This is a genomic window from Paractinoplanes aksuensis (assembly GCF_024137025.1).
In the GTDB taxonomy this organism is placed as follows: Bacteria; Actinomycetota; Actinomycetes; order Mycobacteriales; family Micromonosporaceae; genus Actinoplanes; species Actinoplanes aksuensis.
On sequence record NZ_JAMYJR010000026.1, the window covers coordinates 19,331 to 34,848 of the forward strand.

18 protein-coding genes are annotated in these 15,518 nt (G+C 70.4%); 10 read left to right on the forward strand and 8 right to left on the reverse strand.

The genetic code is table 11. From position 1 onward, the window contains the following. Positions 1–45: 45 nt before the first annotated feature. The 3 genes from M1L60_RS22565 to M1L60_RS22575 are packed head-to-tail and all read left to right on the forward strand — an operon-like array spanning position 46 to position 1,321. Positions 46–249 (forward strand): hypothetical protein, encoded by a 204-nt coding sequence (locus tag M1L60_RS22565; RefSeq protein WP_253239461.1) that lies wholly within the window; start codon positions 46–48, stop codon positions 247–249. Between the two features lie 10 nt (positions 250–259). After that, a complete protein-coding gene (locus M1L60_RS22570) occupies positions 260–883 on the forward strand; it encodes an HAD family hydrolase (RefSeq protein WP_253239462.1) in 624 nt (207 codons plus the stop codon). 51 nt (positions 884–934) lie between these two features. Then, the gene (locus tag M1L60_RS22575; RefSeq protein WP_253239463.1) at positions 935–1,321 is read left to right on the forward strand and encodes a cold-shock protein; all 387 of its coding nucleotides are present in this window, start codon (positions 935–937) and stop codon (positions 1,319–1,321) included. Here the strand turns inward: M1L60_RS22575 and M1L60_RS22580 are convergent. From M1L60_RS22580 to M1L60_RS22590, 3 genes are all read right to left on the reverse strand, one after another. After that, a complete protein-coding gene (locus tag M1L60_RS22580) occupies positions 1,318–2,130 on the reverse strand; it encodes a 1,4-dihydroxy-6-naphtoate synthase (protein WP_253239464.1) in 813 nt (270 codons plus the stop codon). The genes M1L60_RS22575 and M1L60_RS22580 overlap by 4 nt on opposite strands. Positions 2,131–2,201: 71 nt before the next feature. Then, positions 2,202–2,828: a futalosine hydrolase gene (locus M1L60_RS22585; protein WP_253239465.1), complete on the reverse strand. Its 627-nt coding sequence runs from the start codon at positions 2,826–2,828 to the stop codon at positions 2,202–2,204. A gap of 241 nt (positions 2,829–3,069) precedes the next feature. Further along, on the reverse strand, positions 3,070–4,992 hold the full coding sequence (locus M1L60_RS22590; RefSeq protein WP_308208523.1) for an MFS transporter: 1,923 nt from the start codon (positions 4,990–4,992) through the stop codon (positions 3,070–3,072). Between the two features lie 87 nt (positions 4,993–5,079). Between M1L60_RS22590 and M1L60_RS22595 the strand changes: the two genes are divergently transcribed. Continuing rightward, complete coding sequence (locus M1L60_RS22595) at positions 5,080–5,919, forward strand: DUF3027 domain-containing protein (RefSeq protein WP_438862144.1); 840 nt, start codon at positions 5,080–5,082, stop codon at positions 5,917–5,919. A 4-nt stretch (positions 5,920–5,923) separates the two neighbouring features. Here the strand turns inward: M1L60_RS22595 and M1L60_RS22600 are convergent, their stop codons facing one another. After that, complete coding sequence (locus M1L60_RS22600) at positions 5,924–6,130, reverse strand: DUF2530 domain-containing protein (RefSeq protein WP_253239696.1); 207 nt, start codon at positions 6,128–6,130, stop codon at positions 5,924–5,926. Between the two features lie 173 nt (positions 6,131–6,303). On the opposite strand from M1L60_RS22600, the gene M1L60_RS22605 reads away from it, so the two are divergent. The 4 genes from M1L60_RS22605 (at position 6,304) to M1L60_RS22620 (ending at position 10,132) form a co-directional block, all read left to right on the forward strand. Then, positions 6,304–7,728, forward strand: a complete 1,425-nt coding sequence (locus tag M1L60_RS22605) for an NCS2 family permease (protein ID WP_253239467.1) — start codon at positions 6,304–6,306, stop codon at positions 7,726–7,728. 76 nt (positions 7,729–7,804) lie between these two features. Beyond that, on the forward strand, positions 7,805–8,236 hold the full coding sequence (locus M1L60_RS22610; protein ID WP_253239697.1) for a MarR family winged helix-turn-helix transcriptional regulator: 432 nt from the start codon (positions 7,805–7,807) through the stop codon (positions 8,234–8,236). Positions 8,237–8,303: 67 nt separating this feature from the next. Next, entirely contained in the window at positions 8,304–9,623 is a 1,320-nt protein-coding gene (locus M1L60_RS22615; protein ID WP_253239468.1) for an MFS transporter, read from the forward strand. A 59-nt stretch (positions 9,624–9,682) separates the two neighbouring features. Beyond that, complete coding sequence (locus M1L60_RS22620) at positions 9,683–10,132, forward strand: hypothetical protein (protein WP_253239469.1); 450 nt, start codon at positions 9,683–9,685, stop codon at positions 10,130–10,132. 59 nt (positions 10,133–10,191) lie between these two features. On the opposite strand, the gene M1L60_RS22625 is transcribed toward M1L60_RS22620, so the two are convergent. Further along, positions 10,192–10,560, reverse strand: a complete 369-nt coding sequence (locus tag M1L60_RS22625; RefSeq protein WP_253239470.1) for a hypothetical protein — start codon at positions 10,558–10,560, stop codon at positions 10,192–10,194. A gap of 60 nt (positions 10,561–10,620) precedes the next feature. On the opposite strand from M1L60_RS22625, the gene M1L60_RS22630 reads away from it, so the two are divergent. Next, positions 10,621–11,214 carry a TetR/AcrR family transcriptional regulator gene (locus tag M1L60_RS22630; RefSeq protein WP_253239471.1) on the forward strand — a complete coding sequence of 198 codons (594 nt, stop codon included), beginning with the start codon at positions 10,621–10,623 and terminating at the stop codon, positions 11,212–11,214. 654 nt (positions 11,215–11,868) lie between these two features. Here the strand turns inward: M1L60_RS22630 and M1L60_RS22635 are convergent. After that, complete coding sequence (locus M1L60_RS22635; RefSeq protein WP_253239472.1) at positions 11,869–12,315, reverse strand: anthrone oxygenase family protein; 447 nt, start codon at positions 12,313–12,315, stop codon at positions 11,869–11,871. Positions 12,316–12,407: 92 nt separating this feature from the next. Here M1L60_RS22635 and M1L60_RS22640 point away from each other — a divergent pair, with 92 nt between their 5' ends. After that, positions 12,408–13,019, forward strand: a complete 612-nt coding sequence (locus M1L60_RS22640) for a TetR/AcrR family transcriptional regulator (protein ID WP_253239473.1) — start codon at positions 12,408–12,410, stop codon at positions 13,017–13,019. A 778-nt stretch (positions 13,020–13,797) separates the two neighbouring features. Here the strand turns inward: M1L60_RS22640 and thpR are convergent. Together thpR and sepH are read right to left on the reverse strand one after the other, a co-directional pair. After that, on the reverse strand, positions 13,798–14,325 hold the full coding sequence (gene thpR / locus M1L60_RS22645) for an RNA 2',3'-cyclic phosphodiesterase (protein WP_308208533.1): 528 nt from the start codon (positions 14,323–14,325) through the stop codon (positions 13,798–13,800). Beyond that, complete coding sequence (gene sepH / locus M1L60_RS22650; RefSeq protein WP_253239475.1) at positions 14,274–15,353, reverse strand: septation protein SepH; 1,080 nt, start codon at positions 15,351–15,353, stop codon at positions 14,274–14,276. The genes thpR and sepH overlap by 52 nt, the downstream gene beginning before the upstream one ends. Positions 15,354–15,518: the final 165 nt, after the last annotated feature.

A 15,518-nucleotide genomic window follows, 5' to 3' on the forward strand; every position in this document is an offset into this window, starting at 1 on the left:
GCCCGGCTCGTCCGGGACTTCGTTGGGATACTGAAGGGGACATCCGTGGCCGCGAAGAACACTCTGCCGGGAACCGACGTCAAGGGCGGCGCCGCCGAGCGTCAGACCCAGCCCCGCGGGCCCGAGGACCACTTCGACGTGTCCGAGATCCTCTCCGACCGGGCCGCCGCGCCGTCGCCGTTCGGTGACGATCAGACCTTCCCGCTGCCGGTCGAGCAACTGCACTACATCCCGTCGACCCCCGCGTGAGCTGCTGTTCATGACCTCGGCGGTCGGGTTCGACCTGGACATGACCCTGATCGACTCCCGGCCGGGCATCCGGGCCGCCTACCAGGCCCTGACCGCCGAGACCGGCGTCCTCGTGGACGCCGACCTCGCGGTCAGCCGGCTGGGCCCGCCGCTGCGGACCGAACTCGGGCACTGGTTCCCGCCCGAGCAGATCGAACAGACGGTGGTCACCTACCGGGCCCTCTACACCCGGTACGCGATCACGCCGACCGTGCCGATGCCGGGCGCTGTCGAGGCCCTGGCCGCCGTGCGTGAGATGGGTCTCCGTGTCGTGGTGGTCACCTCGAAGCTGGGCCGGCTCGCGCACATGCACCTCGATCACCTGGGCATCGTCGTCGACGAAGTGGCCGGGGACCTGTTCGCCGAGGGCAAGGCGGCGGCGATCACCGAGCACGGCGCGAACTGGTATGTCGGGGATCACATCGCCGACATGGTGGCCGCGCGCACGGCCGGGGTGCCGGGCATCGGCGTCGCCACCGGGCCCTGCTCGCCGGACGATCTTGGGAACGCCGGGGCCGCGTACGTGTTGAAGGATCTCACCGGGCTGCCGGCGCTGCTGCGCGAGATTGCAGTTGGGTCCGAGCCCGCCGCTTAAGTAGCCTTTGCGGTGAGCGGTTGTTTCCATTGAGTGAAGTTGAGGTCAGCGGTGCCCACGGGTCGAGTGAAGTGGTACGACGCGGCGAAGGGATTCGGGTTCGTCACCAGCGATGAGGGCGGCGACGTGTTCCTGCCCAAGGGCGCGCTGCCGGCCGGGGTGGCCGAGTTGAAGACAGGCCAGCGCATCGAGTTCGGCGTGGTCGACAGCCGCAAGGGCGCCCAGGCGATGGGCGTCAAGCTGATCGACGCGCCGCCGTCGCTGTCCGAGCTGCGACGCCGGCCCGCCGAAGAGTTGCACAGCATGGTCGAAGACATGATCAAGGTGCTCGAGTCGCAGGTGCAGCCCGGCCTGAGCCGCGGCCGCTACCCCGACAAGCGCGTCGCCCAGAAGATCGCGCAGGTGATCCACGCGGTCGCCAAAGAGTTCGAGATCTAGATAAAAGGCTTCACCGACGGCGTCAAACCCGCCGCCGCCGCACGCTGCAACAGGGCGTCGGCGGCGGCGAATCCGTCTCGGCCCAGCTCGAGCGTGAACTCGTTGACGTAGAGGTCGATGTGCTGCTGCACGACCTCGGGCTCCATCTCTTGCGCGTTGGCCAGCACGAACTCGCGGCTCGCGTCGGGGTTGGCCCAGGCCATGCTGACCGAGTTGCGGATCCACTCGGTGGCCTGCGCCGGGTCGACCGAACCGCGCTTGGCCAGGATCGCGCCCAGCGGGATGGGCAGCCCCGTGTCGGACTCCCACCACTCGCCCAGATCGGCCAGCGCGGTGAGGCCATAGCGCTGATAGGTGAAGCGGGCCTCGTGGATGACCAGGCCGGCGTCGAACTTGCCCTCGGCCACGCCCGGCATGATCTGGTGGAACGGGACGACCTCGATGCGCCCCGGCGCACGGTCGGCCGCCCACAGGCGGAACAGCAGATAGGCCGTGGTGCGGTCGCCCGGGACGGCCACCGTCTTGCCGGCCAGGTCGAGACCGGGCTCACGGGCCAGCACCAGCGGGCCGCAGCCGCGACCGAGGGCGCCCCCGGTGGGCAGCAGTTCGTAGTCGTCGAGCAGCCAGGGCAGCGCCGCGTAACTGACCTTGACCAGGTCGAACTCGCCCCGCTCGGCCGCCGTGTTCGTCACGTCGACGTCGGCGAAGGTCAGATTGACCTCGGGCGTGCCCGGGATGAGCCCGTGCACGAGAGCGTGGAAGACGAACGTGTCATTGGGACACGGGGAGACCGCGAGTGAGAGCGCCACGAGGTCCACGCTAGAGGGTGTTCCGGGTGGACCGGCGTCACGACAGGTGTCTCTCATCCCACACGGTGAAGTTATCCACAGGCTGTCCACAACCGGGCGGAAGCTGTGGATAACGCGGCGAAGGCCTCCTTGAGCCGCCAGGCGGCGCGGTCTCGCGGGCCGACCGGGTTGGAGATGGTGCGCAGCTCGGCGAAGGGGAGACCGGCGGCGGCGACGGCCACGCCGTACCCCTCCATGGCCTCGGCCACAGCCTGTGGATAACTCTTCGCCAGGCGGTCGGCGGTCGTCTGCGTGCCGGTGACGGTGCTGAGGGTCACGACGTCGCCGACGATCGCCCCGGGGATCTCGGTGGTCAGGGCCTGGAGGAGGGTGGGGTCGGCATTGACGACGCTCTCGCCGAAGCCGAGCTCGTCGACGGTGAGGAAGCCGTCGGGGGTCTCGGCGCCCAGATCGCCGGCGATGCTGCGGGTGGCGAGCACGGTGGCGCCCACGGGGGCGCGGCCGGGGAAGCCGCCGGCGATCCCGGCCGAGATGACGGCGCGGTAGCGGCCGGTGGCCAGCAGCCGGGCGGTGCCGGCGGCGGCTGCGGCGGGGCCGACACCCACCGGGGCGACGACGACGTGGTCGGGGTCGGCGCCCGCGCGTACGGCGTCGGCCTCGGCCGGTACGGCCGTGACCACCAGCAGGGGGAGGTGCATCAGGTCGGGTCCTCGCTAATCGGCAGGTTGATCATTCGAGCTCGCCACGGAGCCGGCCCACCACAGAGCCGACCCACCACGGCGCCGACCCACCACGGCGCCGGCCCACCACAGAGCCCGCCCTCCCTTGGGGGGACCCCCACCTCGGCGATTGTGGCGGAAGTTGTGGATCTTTGCCGTAGGTGGAGCCGCATGCTGTGGACAGACCGGGATTGTGGATAACTCTGCAGGGTCGGCCGGCTCACCGGTCCGGATCGTCGCCGGGCGTTCGGCCGTTCGTCGGGTGGTCGACCGAAGAGGGCCGGTAGACGTGGAAGCCGGGCGGTGCCGGAGCGGCGTCAGGCTTTGGCTGAGCGGCCGATTTCGGGGTCGGCTGTTCGGAAGGCGCGGGCGCCCGCTGCGGCGGTGGCGGCTCGCTCGCGGCTCGCTTGTCTTTGCGGCGGCCGAACCAGCCCTTCTTGGGCTCGCCGGAGTCGACACGGGTGGCTGGGCCGTCGCTCGCTGGGCGGCCCTGGCCGCTGGGGGTGCGGTCGCGGCTGCCGGGTGGGGTGTTGTTGCGGCCGGGTGGAGTGTTGTTGGGGCGGGTGTGGGTGGGGACGGTCGGGGCGTCGGGCCACGGGTCACTCGGGTCGTCGGATCCGGAGGTCCAGCCGTCGGCGGGGCGGCGGGTTTCGGCGGTCCGGCTGTCGGCGGGGCGGTGGTGGTCGGGTGAGCCCGGGGGTGCCCAGCCCGGCGCCGGCTCGTCGGTCGAGGTCGAGGCTGTGGCGTGGGCGGGTTCGCGGGCCGTGTCGGGGGTCGGCTCGTCGGCGCGGCCGCTCAGGCGTTCGTTGTGCAGGCGGGCCGCGATGTAGCCGGCCCGCACGGCTGCCGCCACGGCCAGCAGGGTGGCCAGGGCCACGCCCAGGCGGCCCGAGAGCGGGATGATGCCGATGCCGCCGCCCACGACCCAGGCGATCATCAGGACTGTTTCGGAGTGGGCGAAGGCGCTGGCCCGCAGGCGTTCGGGCACCCTTTCCTGGATGCTGGCGTCGACGGCCAGTTTGGCGATACCGCTGAAGACGGCCACCACCAGCGCGAACAGGGTGACCGTGGTCAGGCTGTAGAAGAGCGTGGCCAGCACGCCCACGGCGGCCACGGCGGCCAGGCCGGCGGATTGCAGGGCCAGCGGGCGGCGGATGCGCAGTCTCGTGCCCACGGCGGTGGACAGGAACGTGCCCACGGCCAGGGCCCCGCCGACCACGCCGACCGCGCCCTGGCGGCCGATGTCGTTGCCCAGGATCGTCGTGTCGAGCTGATCGGCCATGATGACGAAGGCCAGGAAGAGCAGCGTGAACCCGTACAGCAGGCGCAGGCTGGCGCTACCGATCAGCGTCGAGATCACCAGCTGGCCGGCCAGCGGGCGGTCCTCGCCGCGGGGCAGGCGCAGCATCGTGCGCCAGGGGCGGGGCACGGCCTCGGGCGGGTCGGAGTCGGCCCGTGGGGGCAGGCGCAGCGACACGACCATGCCGACGATAAAGATGATCATTGCCACGCGCAGGGGCCACTGCGGGCCGAACTTGAAGGCGAGCAGGCCCACGGGGGCGACCACCGCGCCCGCGAACGTGCCGTAGACGCTGGCCCGGGCGCCGACCTGGGACAGGCCTATCCCCTCGGGCAGGAGCCTCGGCACGGCGGCCGATCTGGCCACCCCGTACGCCCGGGAGAGCGCCAGCACCCCGAAAGCCGCCGGATAGAGACCCCAGCCGAAGAGGTGATCGGAGATCACGTAGGCCAGGAACGCCCGGCCCAGCATCGTCACCGCGAGGGCGTAGCGCCGGCCGTGCCGGAAATGGTCGAGGAGCGGGCCCACCACGGGCGCCAGCAGCGCGAACGGCACCATCGTGATCAGCAGGTAGAGCGCGACCTTGCTGCGCGCCTCGCCCAGCGGCACGTTGAAGAAGATGGTGCCGGCCAGGCCGATCGCGATCAGCGTGTCGCCCGCGCACGAGAGCGCGTGCAGGTCGAACAGCCGGATCATGCCTTGTTCGTTGGCGGCGCCCCTGGCCCGCGCGGTGCCGACGCGGCGGGTCGCCCACGCTCCACCGCGCACGGATCCCCGCACCAGCAGGCGGGCCGCCTTGACACTGGTGCCGACAGTGCGTCCGAGAGAGGGAAGCAGCGGCATGGCTCCCATCCTGACTGATGCGGGCGAGCGCTGTCCCGTTCCGTGACCGGCAGAATCCGGGGGAGTCGGTGCGGAACATCAGTCACGGTGGGGGACAATGAATATGTGACGACTCGGACCTCCACGCGCGCCGCCCGTCTCGACCAGGTTTGTGCCGATGCGGTCGGGGTCGCACGCGGCGCGATCACCGATGTGGACCCGGCCGACATCGGCGAGCATCTCGAGGCCATCGCCGAGGGCGACCGCCTTGTGACCCACCTCTTCGAGAGCCACCTGGCCGGCTATCGCGGCTGGCGCTGGGCGGTCACGGTCACCCGCATCCCGCGCAGCCGGCACGTCACCGTGTGCGAAACGGTGCTGCTGCCCGGGCCCGACGCGCTGCTCGCCCCGGGCTGGGTGCCCTGGAACGAGCGGCTGCAGCCGGGCGACCTCGGCGTGGGCGACCTGATGCCGACCGCGCCCGACGACGAGCGGCTGGCCCAGGGCTACGTGCTCAGCGACGACCCCGCGGTGGAAGAGGTCAGCTGGGAGCTCGGTCTCGGCCGGTCCCGGGTCATGTCCCGCGAGGGCCGGCTCGACGCCGCCCAGCGGTGGTACGACGGCGAGGCCGGCCCCGAGGCGCCGATCTCCGTGGCTGCCCCGCGCAACGCCCGCTGCGGCACCTGCGGCTTCTACCTGCCGCTGGCCGGTTCGATGCGCGCGATGTTCGGCGTCTGTGGCAACCTCTACGCGCCCGACGACGGCCGCGCGGTCAGCTCCGACCACGGCTGCGGCGCGCACTCCGAGGCGCTGCAGGGCACGGCCGAGCAGCCGGTCGAAGAGTTGCCGACGGTGTTCGACGACAGCGAGGTCGAGTCGGTGGCGGTCAGCCGCGGTCACGGCTCGGTCGAAGAGAGCGAACCGGCCGAGGACTACGGCCACAGCTGAGGCTTCAGGATGTGACCCTGAACTCGGGGTGAGTCAGCGCACGCCGGCGCCGGCGGTGCCGGTCGTGCACGATCATCGTGATCAGGCCGGGGATGCCCGCCAGGAACCCGGCGATGCTCACCTGCAGCCAGCGATCCGGGCCGTCGGCGAGCCAGATGATCAGGGCGGCGACGGCGAATGCGGCCAGCCCGCCGACGGCGAACGGGACCATCGGCGGGTCCAGCGGCTCGACCCGGGGCTTCACTTCACTCACACGGACAGGATAGGTCCGCGGCGATCACGGGACGGTCCCTGTGACGGGGCCGACACGTCTTGGCTTTGCGCAGGTCATCGAGGGCTGAGAACATGCCCGCGACGCCCACTCATGATGCCGGAGAGGCCCGCATGTCCACCGCAGCCGATACACGTACGTCGAAGAATGGTTTTGACCGGTTCTTTGAGATCTCGGCGCGGGGGTCGACCCTCAGCCGAGAGGTCCGCGGTGGCCTGGCCACCTTCTTCACGATGGCCTACATCGTGGTGCTCAACCCGCTGATCATCGGCAACGGGATCGACGCCGACGGCGCCCAGCTGCCGATCGCCGCCTTGGCCGCGGGCACCGCGCTGGTGGCGGGCGTGATGACGATCCTGATGGGTGTCGTGGCCCGGTTCCCGCTGGCGCTCGCGGCCGGCCTCGGGGTCAACGCCCTGGTCGCGTACGAAATCGCGCCCGAAATGACCTGGGCCGACGCCATGGGTCTGGTCGTCATCGAGGGTGTGCTGATCGCCATCCTGGTGCTCACCGGCCTGCGGGAGCTGGTCTTCCGCGCCGTGCCGACCCAGCTCAAGACGGCGATCGGGGTGGGCATCGGCCTTTTCCTCATGATCATCGGTCTGGTCGACGCCGGTTTCGTCAACCGGGTGCCGGACGCGGCCAACACCACCGTGCCGGTCGAGCTCGGCCTCGGCGGCAAGCTGTCCACCTGGCCGGCCGCGGTGTTCGTGATCGGCCTGCTCTTCACGCTGGTGCTGTTCGTCCGCAAGGTGCGCGGCGCGATCCTGATCGGCATCCTCGGCACCACCGTGCTGGCGATCATCGTCGAGGCCATCGCGCACCCCAAGGGCTGGTCGCTGAACGTGCCCAAGTTGCCCGAGAAGATCGTGAGCACGCCCGACCTCTCGCTGATCGGGCACTTCAACGTGCTCGACTCGTGGTCGCGGGCGGGCTGGCTGGTCGTGCTCATGTTCATCTTCAGCCTGCTGATCACCGACTTCTTCGACACGATGGGCACGATGGTCGCGGTCGGGCAAGAGGGTGGACTGCTCGACGAGAAGGGCATGCCGCCGCGTACGCGGGAAATTCTGCTCGTCGACTCGGTGGCCGCTGCCGCCGGTGGCGCCGCGAGCGTCTCGAGCAACACGGCCTACATCGAGAGCGCGGCCGGGGTCGGTGAGGGGGCCCGCACGGGTGTCGCGAACCTGGTCACCGGTGGTCTGTTCCTGCTCGCGATGTTCCTGACGCCGCTGGTCTCGGTGGTGCCGTTCGAGGCGGCGTCGACCGCGCTGGTGGTGGTCGGCTTCCTGATGCTGACCGCGATCCGGCAGATCGACTGGACCGACTACACGATCGCGGTGCCGGCCTTCCTGACCGTCACGCTCATGCCGTTCACCTACTCGATCTCGAACGGCATCGGGGCCGGCGTCATTTCGTACGTCTTGTTGAAGGTCGCCACCGGCCGGGCTCGCGAGATTCACCCCATTCTGTACGGCGTGGCGGTGCTCTTCGTCCTGTACTTCCTGCGTGGTCCCCTGGAGACCTGGATCCTGTGACCGCTCTCATGAGCTGTCCCAATGTCGTTAGCCATGCTCATTAGCTAAGCTAAGAATCGTGATGGAGTGGCCCGTGATGGTGGATCGAGGCACAGCCGACGAGCTGGCCAAGGCCCTGCGCGAGTCGATAATGCGGCTGAACCGGCGGATCCGTCAGGCCCGTCCGGTCGGTGATCTCACCTTCAGCCAGCTCAGCGCGCTGACCAGCCTCCAGTTGGCCGGCGCGCTGACCCCTCGGGAACTCGCCGACGTCGAACGTGTCCAGCCCCCGACGATGACCAAGATCGTCGGGAAGCTGGAGGAACGGGGACTGGTCAAGCGGACCCCGCACCCGACCGACGGCCGGCAGGTCATCCTGTCGGCCACCGAACGGGGGCAGGCCGTCCACGCCGAGTTCGAGAAGGCGCGCAACGAGTGGCTGGCCACCCAGCTGGCCGCTCTGGCGCCCGAGGAACGCCAGACGCTCGCTCAGGCGTCGGAGATCCTGCAGAAGATCTCCCGCGCCTGAGAGTTCGGCTACGCGGCGCTTCGTCACGTGACGATGACGCGTACTACCGAACAGGAGGCACAGCCGCGTGCGGTCAGTGCTGGGCACCACCTTCCGCTCCCTGCAAATTCGCAACTACCGGCTCTTCGCCACCGGTCAGCTGGTGAAGCTCGTCGGCGTGTGGATGATGTTCACCGCGCAGGACTGGCTGGTGCTCGACCTGTCCGGCAACTCGCCGGGCGCGCTCGGGGCGGTGACATCGCTCCAGTTCCTGCCGGTGCTGCTGCTCACCCTGTATGCGGGCAAGCTCGCCGACCGTTTCGACAAGCGCCGCCTGCTGGTGATCGCCAACGCCGCCTTCGCGATCACCGCGATTGCCTTCGCGGTGCTGGTCGCCTCGGGTCACGTCCAGCTCTGGCACGTCTTCCTGTTCGCCGGCCTGCTCGGCATCGCCAACGCCGTCGAGACGCCGGTGCGGCAGGCCTTCGTCTCCGAACTCGTCGAACTTCCGCTGCTGCCCAACGCGCTCGCGCTCTCGGCGGCCACCTTCAACACGGCCCGGATCGGCGGCCCGGCCCTGGCCGGCGTGGCGCTCGCGCTGTTCGACACCGGACCGGTCTTCCTGATCGCCACCGTCCTGGCCGTGGCGCCGATCTTCAGCTACGCCCGGATGAGCGCGGCCGACCTGCGTCCCGCCGACCGGCAGGCCAAGGCCGACGCCCGCATCTCGGACGGCCTTCGGTACGTCGGCCGGCGCGCTGACCTGCTGCTGCCGATCGGCCTGATGTTCGTGGTCGGCATGATCGGCTTCAACTTCCCGGTCACCCTGGCCGCACTGGCGAAGATCGACTTCAACGCTGGCCCGTCCACGTTCGGCCTGCTCACCACGGCCCTGGCGGTCGGTGCGCTCGGTGGGGCGCTGGCCGGCAGCGGGCGGCGGGCCCGGCCCAGCGCGTACGTGGTGATCGGCGCGGCGCTGGCCTTCAGCGTGCTCGAATTCGTGGTCGGGTTCGCGCCCAGCTTCGTGGTGGCCATGCTGCTGCTGGTGCCGACCGGGTTCTTCTCGATCTACCTGGCCCAGGCGGCCAACCACCGCGTGCAGATGGGCGTCGACCCGGAGTTCCGCGGTCGCGTGATGGCCCTGTACGTGCTGGTCTTCCTGGGTACGACGCCGATCGGGGCGTCGCTCGCGGGCTGGTGGGGCGAGCGGTTCGGGGTGGCGTCGAGCATCACCGGCGCGGGCGCGATCTGTTTCGTGGCGTCGCTGGTCGCGTTGGTGTGGCAACTGCGCAAAAGTGGCGAGCGCCTCGCGGTGACCCTGCGCCCACGGCCCCGCCTGCGCCTGGTGCCGCCGCTCGAGACCCCGGCCGACGAGGTCAAGATCGATAAACTTCCTTCGGCCGCCTGACGGGTATTTGGCAGAAAAGAGTATTCCGGTACAGGCCTGTTTCGAATTAGCTTCAGTGCGTGGCCCTCGCGCACATGGTTGTGCTCACGGCGGCGCTCGTGCTCCCTCTGACCGTGCCCTATGCGGTGGCGGTCGCCCTGAGGCGTGACGAGTTCCGCCGCAGACGCGCCTGCGTCGACGGCCCGGCCCAGGTGGGCGCGCTGATCCGCCTCGACGAGACGATCCGCGACACCGACCCGACGCTTGCGCTGGCCCACCTCGGCCCACCCCCGATCGAGTGGCTGGCCCGCGACCTGCGCCGACTCGACCGCCAACGCCGGGGTGGCGTGACGCTCGAGTCGGTCCGCTGGAAGGCCGCCGTGATGCGCGCCTACGACGAACGCCTCTGCCTGGCTTGCCAGTGCCTGGGCGTCAGCGAAAATTTGCGTCCGCTCGACGGCCTCGACCGCGAGATCGAACGCGTACGGGTTGAGGGCGCCCTCGAAGAGGCCGGCCTCCAGCTCCGCTGAGCGACTGCCGACTGTGCTGGCCTTCAGCTGCGCTGAGCGACTGCCGACTGTGCTGGCCTTCAGCTGCGCTGAGTGACGGCGGGCTCGGCTCGGCTGAGTTCAGGGCGTGGATGCTGGGCCGTCATCAGGGTGGCCAAGGCTGGAGCGAGCACGGCGCCGAGTGCGCTGGGCAGGCCGAACTCGCCCTCGATGGCGTAGGACGACACCGAGGTGGCGAAGACGCCGGCCGCGTAGGCGAAACCGACTGGCAGGGCTACGCGGGCGAAGTGATCAGGGACGACCGAGGCGATGGCCAACGCGACGATCAAGGTCAGGTCGGGGACCAGGAACAGGTTGTCGGAGCGCCAGGAATCGTGGACGAAGAGGAAAACGAGCGTGGTCACGCTCAGGATGGCCGCCGTTAGCCGGCCCCACATCAGACGTCGCATGTCTACACCGCAGACAAGGTCGGAGCGGGTGTCTACGGCGTAGACTTCCCGGTCGTGCCCTTGACGCCTGCTTCAATCACCCAGGCCACACTCGCGCTCGGCGACCGGGAGGGCGAGAAGGCGATGTCCATGCGCCGGATCGCCACCGAGCTCGGCTGCGATCCGATGGCCATTTATCGGCACTTTCCCAACCGGGAGGCTCTGCTCGATGCCGTCGCCGACTCAGTGGTCGATGAGGTGCCGGCGCCCGAGGGGAGTGCGCCCTGGGATGAGCGCATCAAGGTCGTTCTGAGCGGCATGCGAAAGGTGGCGCTGCGGCATCCCGGCATCGCGAGTCATGTCGCGTCCCGGCCGCCGCTCGGGCCGCACGGCCGCCGGGTGGCCGGGTTGCTGTTCGGGGCGTTGGCCGAGGCCGGATTGCCGCCGGCCGATGTCGTGCGGGCCTTTCAGGCTCTGATCGCCTACACGGCGGCTGCCCTGCGAATGGCGGTCGACGCGGGCGAGCGGGATGCCCGCTGGCAGCAGGTGAGCGACGCGATGGACGGCTCGCCCGGCGGCGACCTGCCGGTCGTAGGTTCAGCCGAACAGTTCGACTACGGCCTGCGACTGCTGCTGAACGGCATCCGCCTCGAGGGCGAACGCACCACCACCTGACCGCCCCACCCCGACGCAGGCTCACGCCGGGCGAGCGGAGAACCTCTTCTGCCGTCTGCCGTCTGCCGTCTGCCATCTGCCGTCAGCCGTCTGCCGTCTGCCGTCTGCCGTCTGCCGTCAGCCGTCAGCCGTCAGCCGTCAGCCGGCGGGCGGCGGGCTCATGCCGGGCAAGCCGAGCGCCTGTCTCGCAGCGCGTGGGGTTGCGGGGGTTCGTGCCGGGCATGTGGGCTCTCGCCTCGTCTCGTGCAGGGTTGCGAGGGCCCGCGCCGGGCATGTGGGCCCTCGCCTGCCTCACGCAGGGTTGCGAGGGCCCGCGCCGGGCAAGTGGGCTCTCGCCTCGTCTCGTGCAGGGTTGCGGGGGCTCATGCCGGGCAAGCGGAATGACTGATTCGCCGCGCGCCGACCGCGGGCTCATGCCGGGTCGGCGGTCGGGTAGTGCGACCGCCCGCCGGGCCGCGCCGAGCAGCAGCGCCCCGAAGAGAGCACCGGCCAGTTCGGCGTCCACTGCTTCGCAGTCGGCTGCTGGCTGACAGCCAGTCGGGCGCTGGCTCCGCCGTGCCGGCCGTAGGCCGACTGGCGATGTTGAAGGGTGAGCCGGTGTTCGGAGCGCGGTGATCCCGACCAGTCGGCCGGTCGCCTCTTTCGCCGCGACGCTTAGGCCAGGGCTGTGGTGAGCAGGGCGAAGGCGGCGATGATGATGGCGACGCGGATGTAGTGGAGGCGGTCCCAGCGGTTGGCTTGTTCCTTCCAGTCGGCGGGGCGGTTTTCGGGGGTCCAGGTCTTGTTGCGGTTGTTGATCGGGACCAGGAGCAGCACCGACATGATCACGCTGACCAGGAGCAGGGCGCCCGCGGTGAGGACGAGGCCGGTGCCTTCGTCGCCCCATCCGGTGATGGCCCAGGCCGTGACCAGGGCCAGTGAGCTGATGTACCAGACGGGCATGACGGCGCCGAGCATGCGGCCGCCGTGGGCCCGGCCGAGTTGGCCGCTGTCGCCGGGGAGAGCGTCGAGGATCGGATTGATGACGAAGGAGACCGAGAACTCCACCCCGACCATCAGGCCGACGATCACTGTGGTGACAACTGCGAGCGCAGTGAGCATGACTACCCCTCAGGAAATCTAGCGTTGATAGATGATGTGGCAACGCTAGTACTTGTACCGCTCGATTGTCTAGCGGTGCTAGGGTTGCTGTCATGTCGGTACAGGAACGCAAGGTGCGGGAACGGGCGGATCGCGAGCGCCTCATCCTGGTGACGGCCCGCGAGCTGGCCGAGCAGCAGGGATGGGACGCGGTCACCACCCGTCAGCTCGCCGAGCGCATCGAATACAGCCAGCCTGTCCTCTACAGCCACTTCCGGGGTAAGCGCGAAATCATCGGGGCCATCGCCCTCGAAGGCGCGGCCGAGCTGGCGGCAGCGGTGCGAGCCGCGGTCGGCGCCGCGAAGGGCCCCCGCGCCCGGGTCACCGCGCTTGCTTACGCCTACCTCGACTTCGCCGCGCAGAATCCGGCTGTCTACGACGCGATGTTCCAGCTCGACGGTGGCCTGGCGTTCGCTCAGGACGAGACTCCCGAACCGCTCAAGGACGGCTTCGCGGCGCTGCTCGAGACCCTCGGCGAGGTCGCCGGCGACGACGTCGACCCGGGACTGTTCACCGAACTGTTCTGGGCCGCCCTGCACGGACTAGCGACCCTGACCCGGTCCGGCCGACTACTTCCGCAGGACACCGAGCGCCGAACGCAGCTGTTGGTGGACCGGCTAGTCGGCCGTGACGGCTTGGGAAGCCGAGGGCCGAGGCGGTCCTGAGTATGCCGAGCGGCGGACGCGACTGTTGGTGGACTGGCTTGTCGGCTTGGGGAGCCAGGGCCCAGGTGGTCCTGAGTATGCCGAGCGGCGGGCGCGGCTGTTGGTGGACCGGCTTGTCGGCCGCGCAGGCGTGAGGAGCGGGGGCCGTGGCGGTCCTGGGCAAAAGCCTGTTTTGTCCTGACAGCACGTGCGGCGCCGCCAGCAACCGCGCCATGGTCAGCGAGGGCACCAGAATGCCGGCGATCTGGTTGAGCAGCAGCGCATCATGCCGAGCGCCGGACGTGGGTGTCAATGGACCGGCTTGTCGGCCGTGCCGGCTTGGGGAGCCGGAGGCCAGGCGGTTCTGAGCATGCCGAGTGGCGGACGTGGGTGTTGGTGGATCGGCTTGTCGGCCGTGCCGGCTTGGGGAGCCGGAGGCCAGGTGGTTCTGAGCATGCCGAGTGGCGGACGTGGGTGTTGGTGGATCGGCTTGTCGGCCGTGCCGGCTCGGGGAGCCGGAGGCCAGGCGGTTCTGAGCATGCCGAGCCGTGGACGTGGGTGTTGGTGGCCCGGGTCGGCCGTGCCGCCCTGGGGAGCCGGGACCAGGTGGTCCTGAGCACGCTGAGCGCCGGACGTAGCTGTTGGTGAACGGCTCATCGGCGGGAGAGCCAGAAGGCCAAACGCTCGCGCAGATGTTTTTAGTGCGCAGGATCAGAGGGGGCAGGGGCCAGGTGCTCGTGAGGGTGTTGAGCGGGCAGGCCGGGGGTCGGGGGCTCGTGTGTGGGTGTTGAGCGGGCGGTCAGAGGGGCCAGGAGGCCAGGCGCTCGTAGTGGCCCTCGATGCTGCTCACCAGCTCGAACGATGTGACCGGCCAGGGGTCGCCCTCGTGGTCGGCCAGGGCTCGGCGTAGGGCGCCGTCCGCGTGGTACGAGACGGTCAGGTGGGGGCGGAACGGGCGGTCGTCGGTGGGGAAGCCGCCCAGGGTCAGGGCGTCTCGTACGTCTTCGCGCAGTTCGGTCAGCTGGGCCAGGTCGCCCACTACGCCGGCCCAGGCAGCCGAGCCGAATTGGCCGCCGCCGCTGAACCGCAGCTCGAAGGGGCCCGGCGACGGCACGTCGGCCAGCAGTGACGCCACCGTCGAGGGTGGTGCGTCGGCCACGAAGACCAGCGTGAGGTGCCACTTCTCGGTGGGGGTCAGGCGCGATGCCGGCGGCAGCACGGTGTGCAGGGCGTCGAGCGGTGGCGCCGGCGGGAAGACGCCGACGAACAGACGGGTCAGGACGACTCGCGGGCCGCGGGACCGCCGCCGAACAGCACGTCGTCCCAGCTCGGGAGCCGCTTGCGGGGCTTCGCCTCGTCGGTCTCGGCCGGCTGCTGACCGCCCTGGCCGACCGTGCGCCGGGGGCGCAGAACAGCCAGCGACGGGACGGCCGGCACCTCTTTGGGGAGGTCGGAGTCTTCGTCGAAGGCCGAGCCGGAACCGCCGCCGAGCAGGGCCGCGGCGCCACCGGCGACCGGGCGGCGCGGGGTCTCGGAGGGGCCGGCGTCGAGGCTGCGGCCGCCGGACGGGCTGAGTGGACGGTCGAGTGAGGCGAGCAGCGCGTCGCGCCCGGCCCGGATCGGGTCGCGGGTGGGGCGGGGCGCCGACTCGGCCGCGGGTAGGCCGTGGCCGCCGCGGGTGGGCTCGGCCGACCGGGACGGGCCGGGCAGGCCGTGACCGCCGCGCTCGGTGAAGGCGCGCTCGGGGGCGGGCTCTTGCCCCAGGATCTGGGTCGGCCGCTCGGCGCACAGGTATTGGGCCATGTCGTCGTGCGGGGAGACGACCTGGCGTCCCTTGTCGAGATCCCAGATCGCGGTGGCCGTCGCCTTGCCGGAGGGCCAGGTGGCGACGATGCGCCACGTGCCGTCCTCGCGGCGGAACGCGTCCCACGAGATCTTTTCGGTGTCGATGCCGTGCTGGGCCAGACGGCTGTCGACCACCTCGGCCAGCGGGGCGCCCGAGTCGGAGGTCTTGAGCCGGGTGCGGCGCGCGTGCTGGGCCAGCATGGCCCGCTCTTGCAGCACCGGGCCGGCGTAGCGCAGGACGCGGTCGACGGGCACGCCGGCGATGCGGGCGACCTCTTCGGCCGAGTCACCGGAGCGGATGCGGGACTGGATGTCGCGTGGGGACAAAGAGGGCTGGGCGTCGGGCGACATCACGGCGACCGCGGAACCGGGCGAGACCGGCTGGCCGTCGTGGCTGATCGCGCCGGAGACCCGATCGTCGATGGGGAGCGCCAGGAGCCGGCCGACCTCGTCGGCGAGCACCATGGCCTGACCGTCCTCGGAGAGGGCGACGAAGCGTACCGGCCGCATGCGTTGCCTCCGTCCCGTCGCGTTGGCCTCAGCTCCCGAGAGTCAGCCACCCGGGCGCGTTTCGGAACACGGTACGCGTCTTGGTCACCTAATGGTGGTAAGCCACGCCGTCAAGTTGGCTGAGCTGCGATGATCTTGAAAATTCAGGGACTTCAACAGCACATG

Excerpts from the sequence above, each read along its gene's own strand:
- M1L60_RS22570 (WP_253239462.1), top strand. The coding sequence starts at position 260 with ATGACCTCGGCGGTCGGGTTCGACCTGGACATGACCCTGATCGACTCC.
- M1L60_RS22585 (WP_253239465.1), bottom strand. The coding sequence starts at position 2,828 with ATGCACCTCCCCCTGCTGGTGGTCACGGCCGTACCGGCCGAGGCCGAC.
- M1L60_RS22590 (WP_308208523.1), bottom strand. The coding sequence starts at position 4,992 with ATGCCGCTGCTTCCCTCTCTCGGACGCACTGTCGGCACCAGTGTCAAG.
- M1L60_RS22600 (WP_253239696.1), bottom strand. The coding sequence starts at position 6,130 with ATGGTCCCGTTCGCCGTCGGCGGGCTGGCCGCATTCGCCGTCGCCGCC.
- M1L60_RS22605 (WP_253239467.1), top strand. The coding sequence starts at position 6,304 with ATGTCCACCGCAGCCGATACACGTACGTCGAAGAATGGTTTTGACCGG.
- M1L60_RS22610 (WP_253239697.1), top strand. The coding sequence starts at position 7,805 with ATGGTGGATCGAGGCACAGCCGACGAGCTGGCCAAGGCCCTGCGCGAG.
- M1L60_RS22625 (WP_253239470.1), bottom strand. The coding sequence starts at position 10,560 with ATGCGACGTCTGATGTGGGGCCGGCTAACGGCGGCCATCCTGAGCGTG.
- M1L60_RS22635 (WP_253239472.1), bottom strand. The coding sequence starts at position 12,315 with ATGCTCACTGCGCTCGCAGTTGTCACCACAGTGATCGTCGGCCTGATG.
- M1L60_RS22640 (WP_253239473.1), top strand. The coding sequence starts at position 12,408 with ATGTCGGTACAGGAACGCAAGGTGCGGGAACGGGCGGATCGCGAGCGC.
- sepH (WP_253239475.1), bottom strand. The coding sequence starts at position 15,353 with ATGCGGCCGGTACGCTTCGTCGCCCTCTCCGAGGACGGTCAGGCCATG.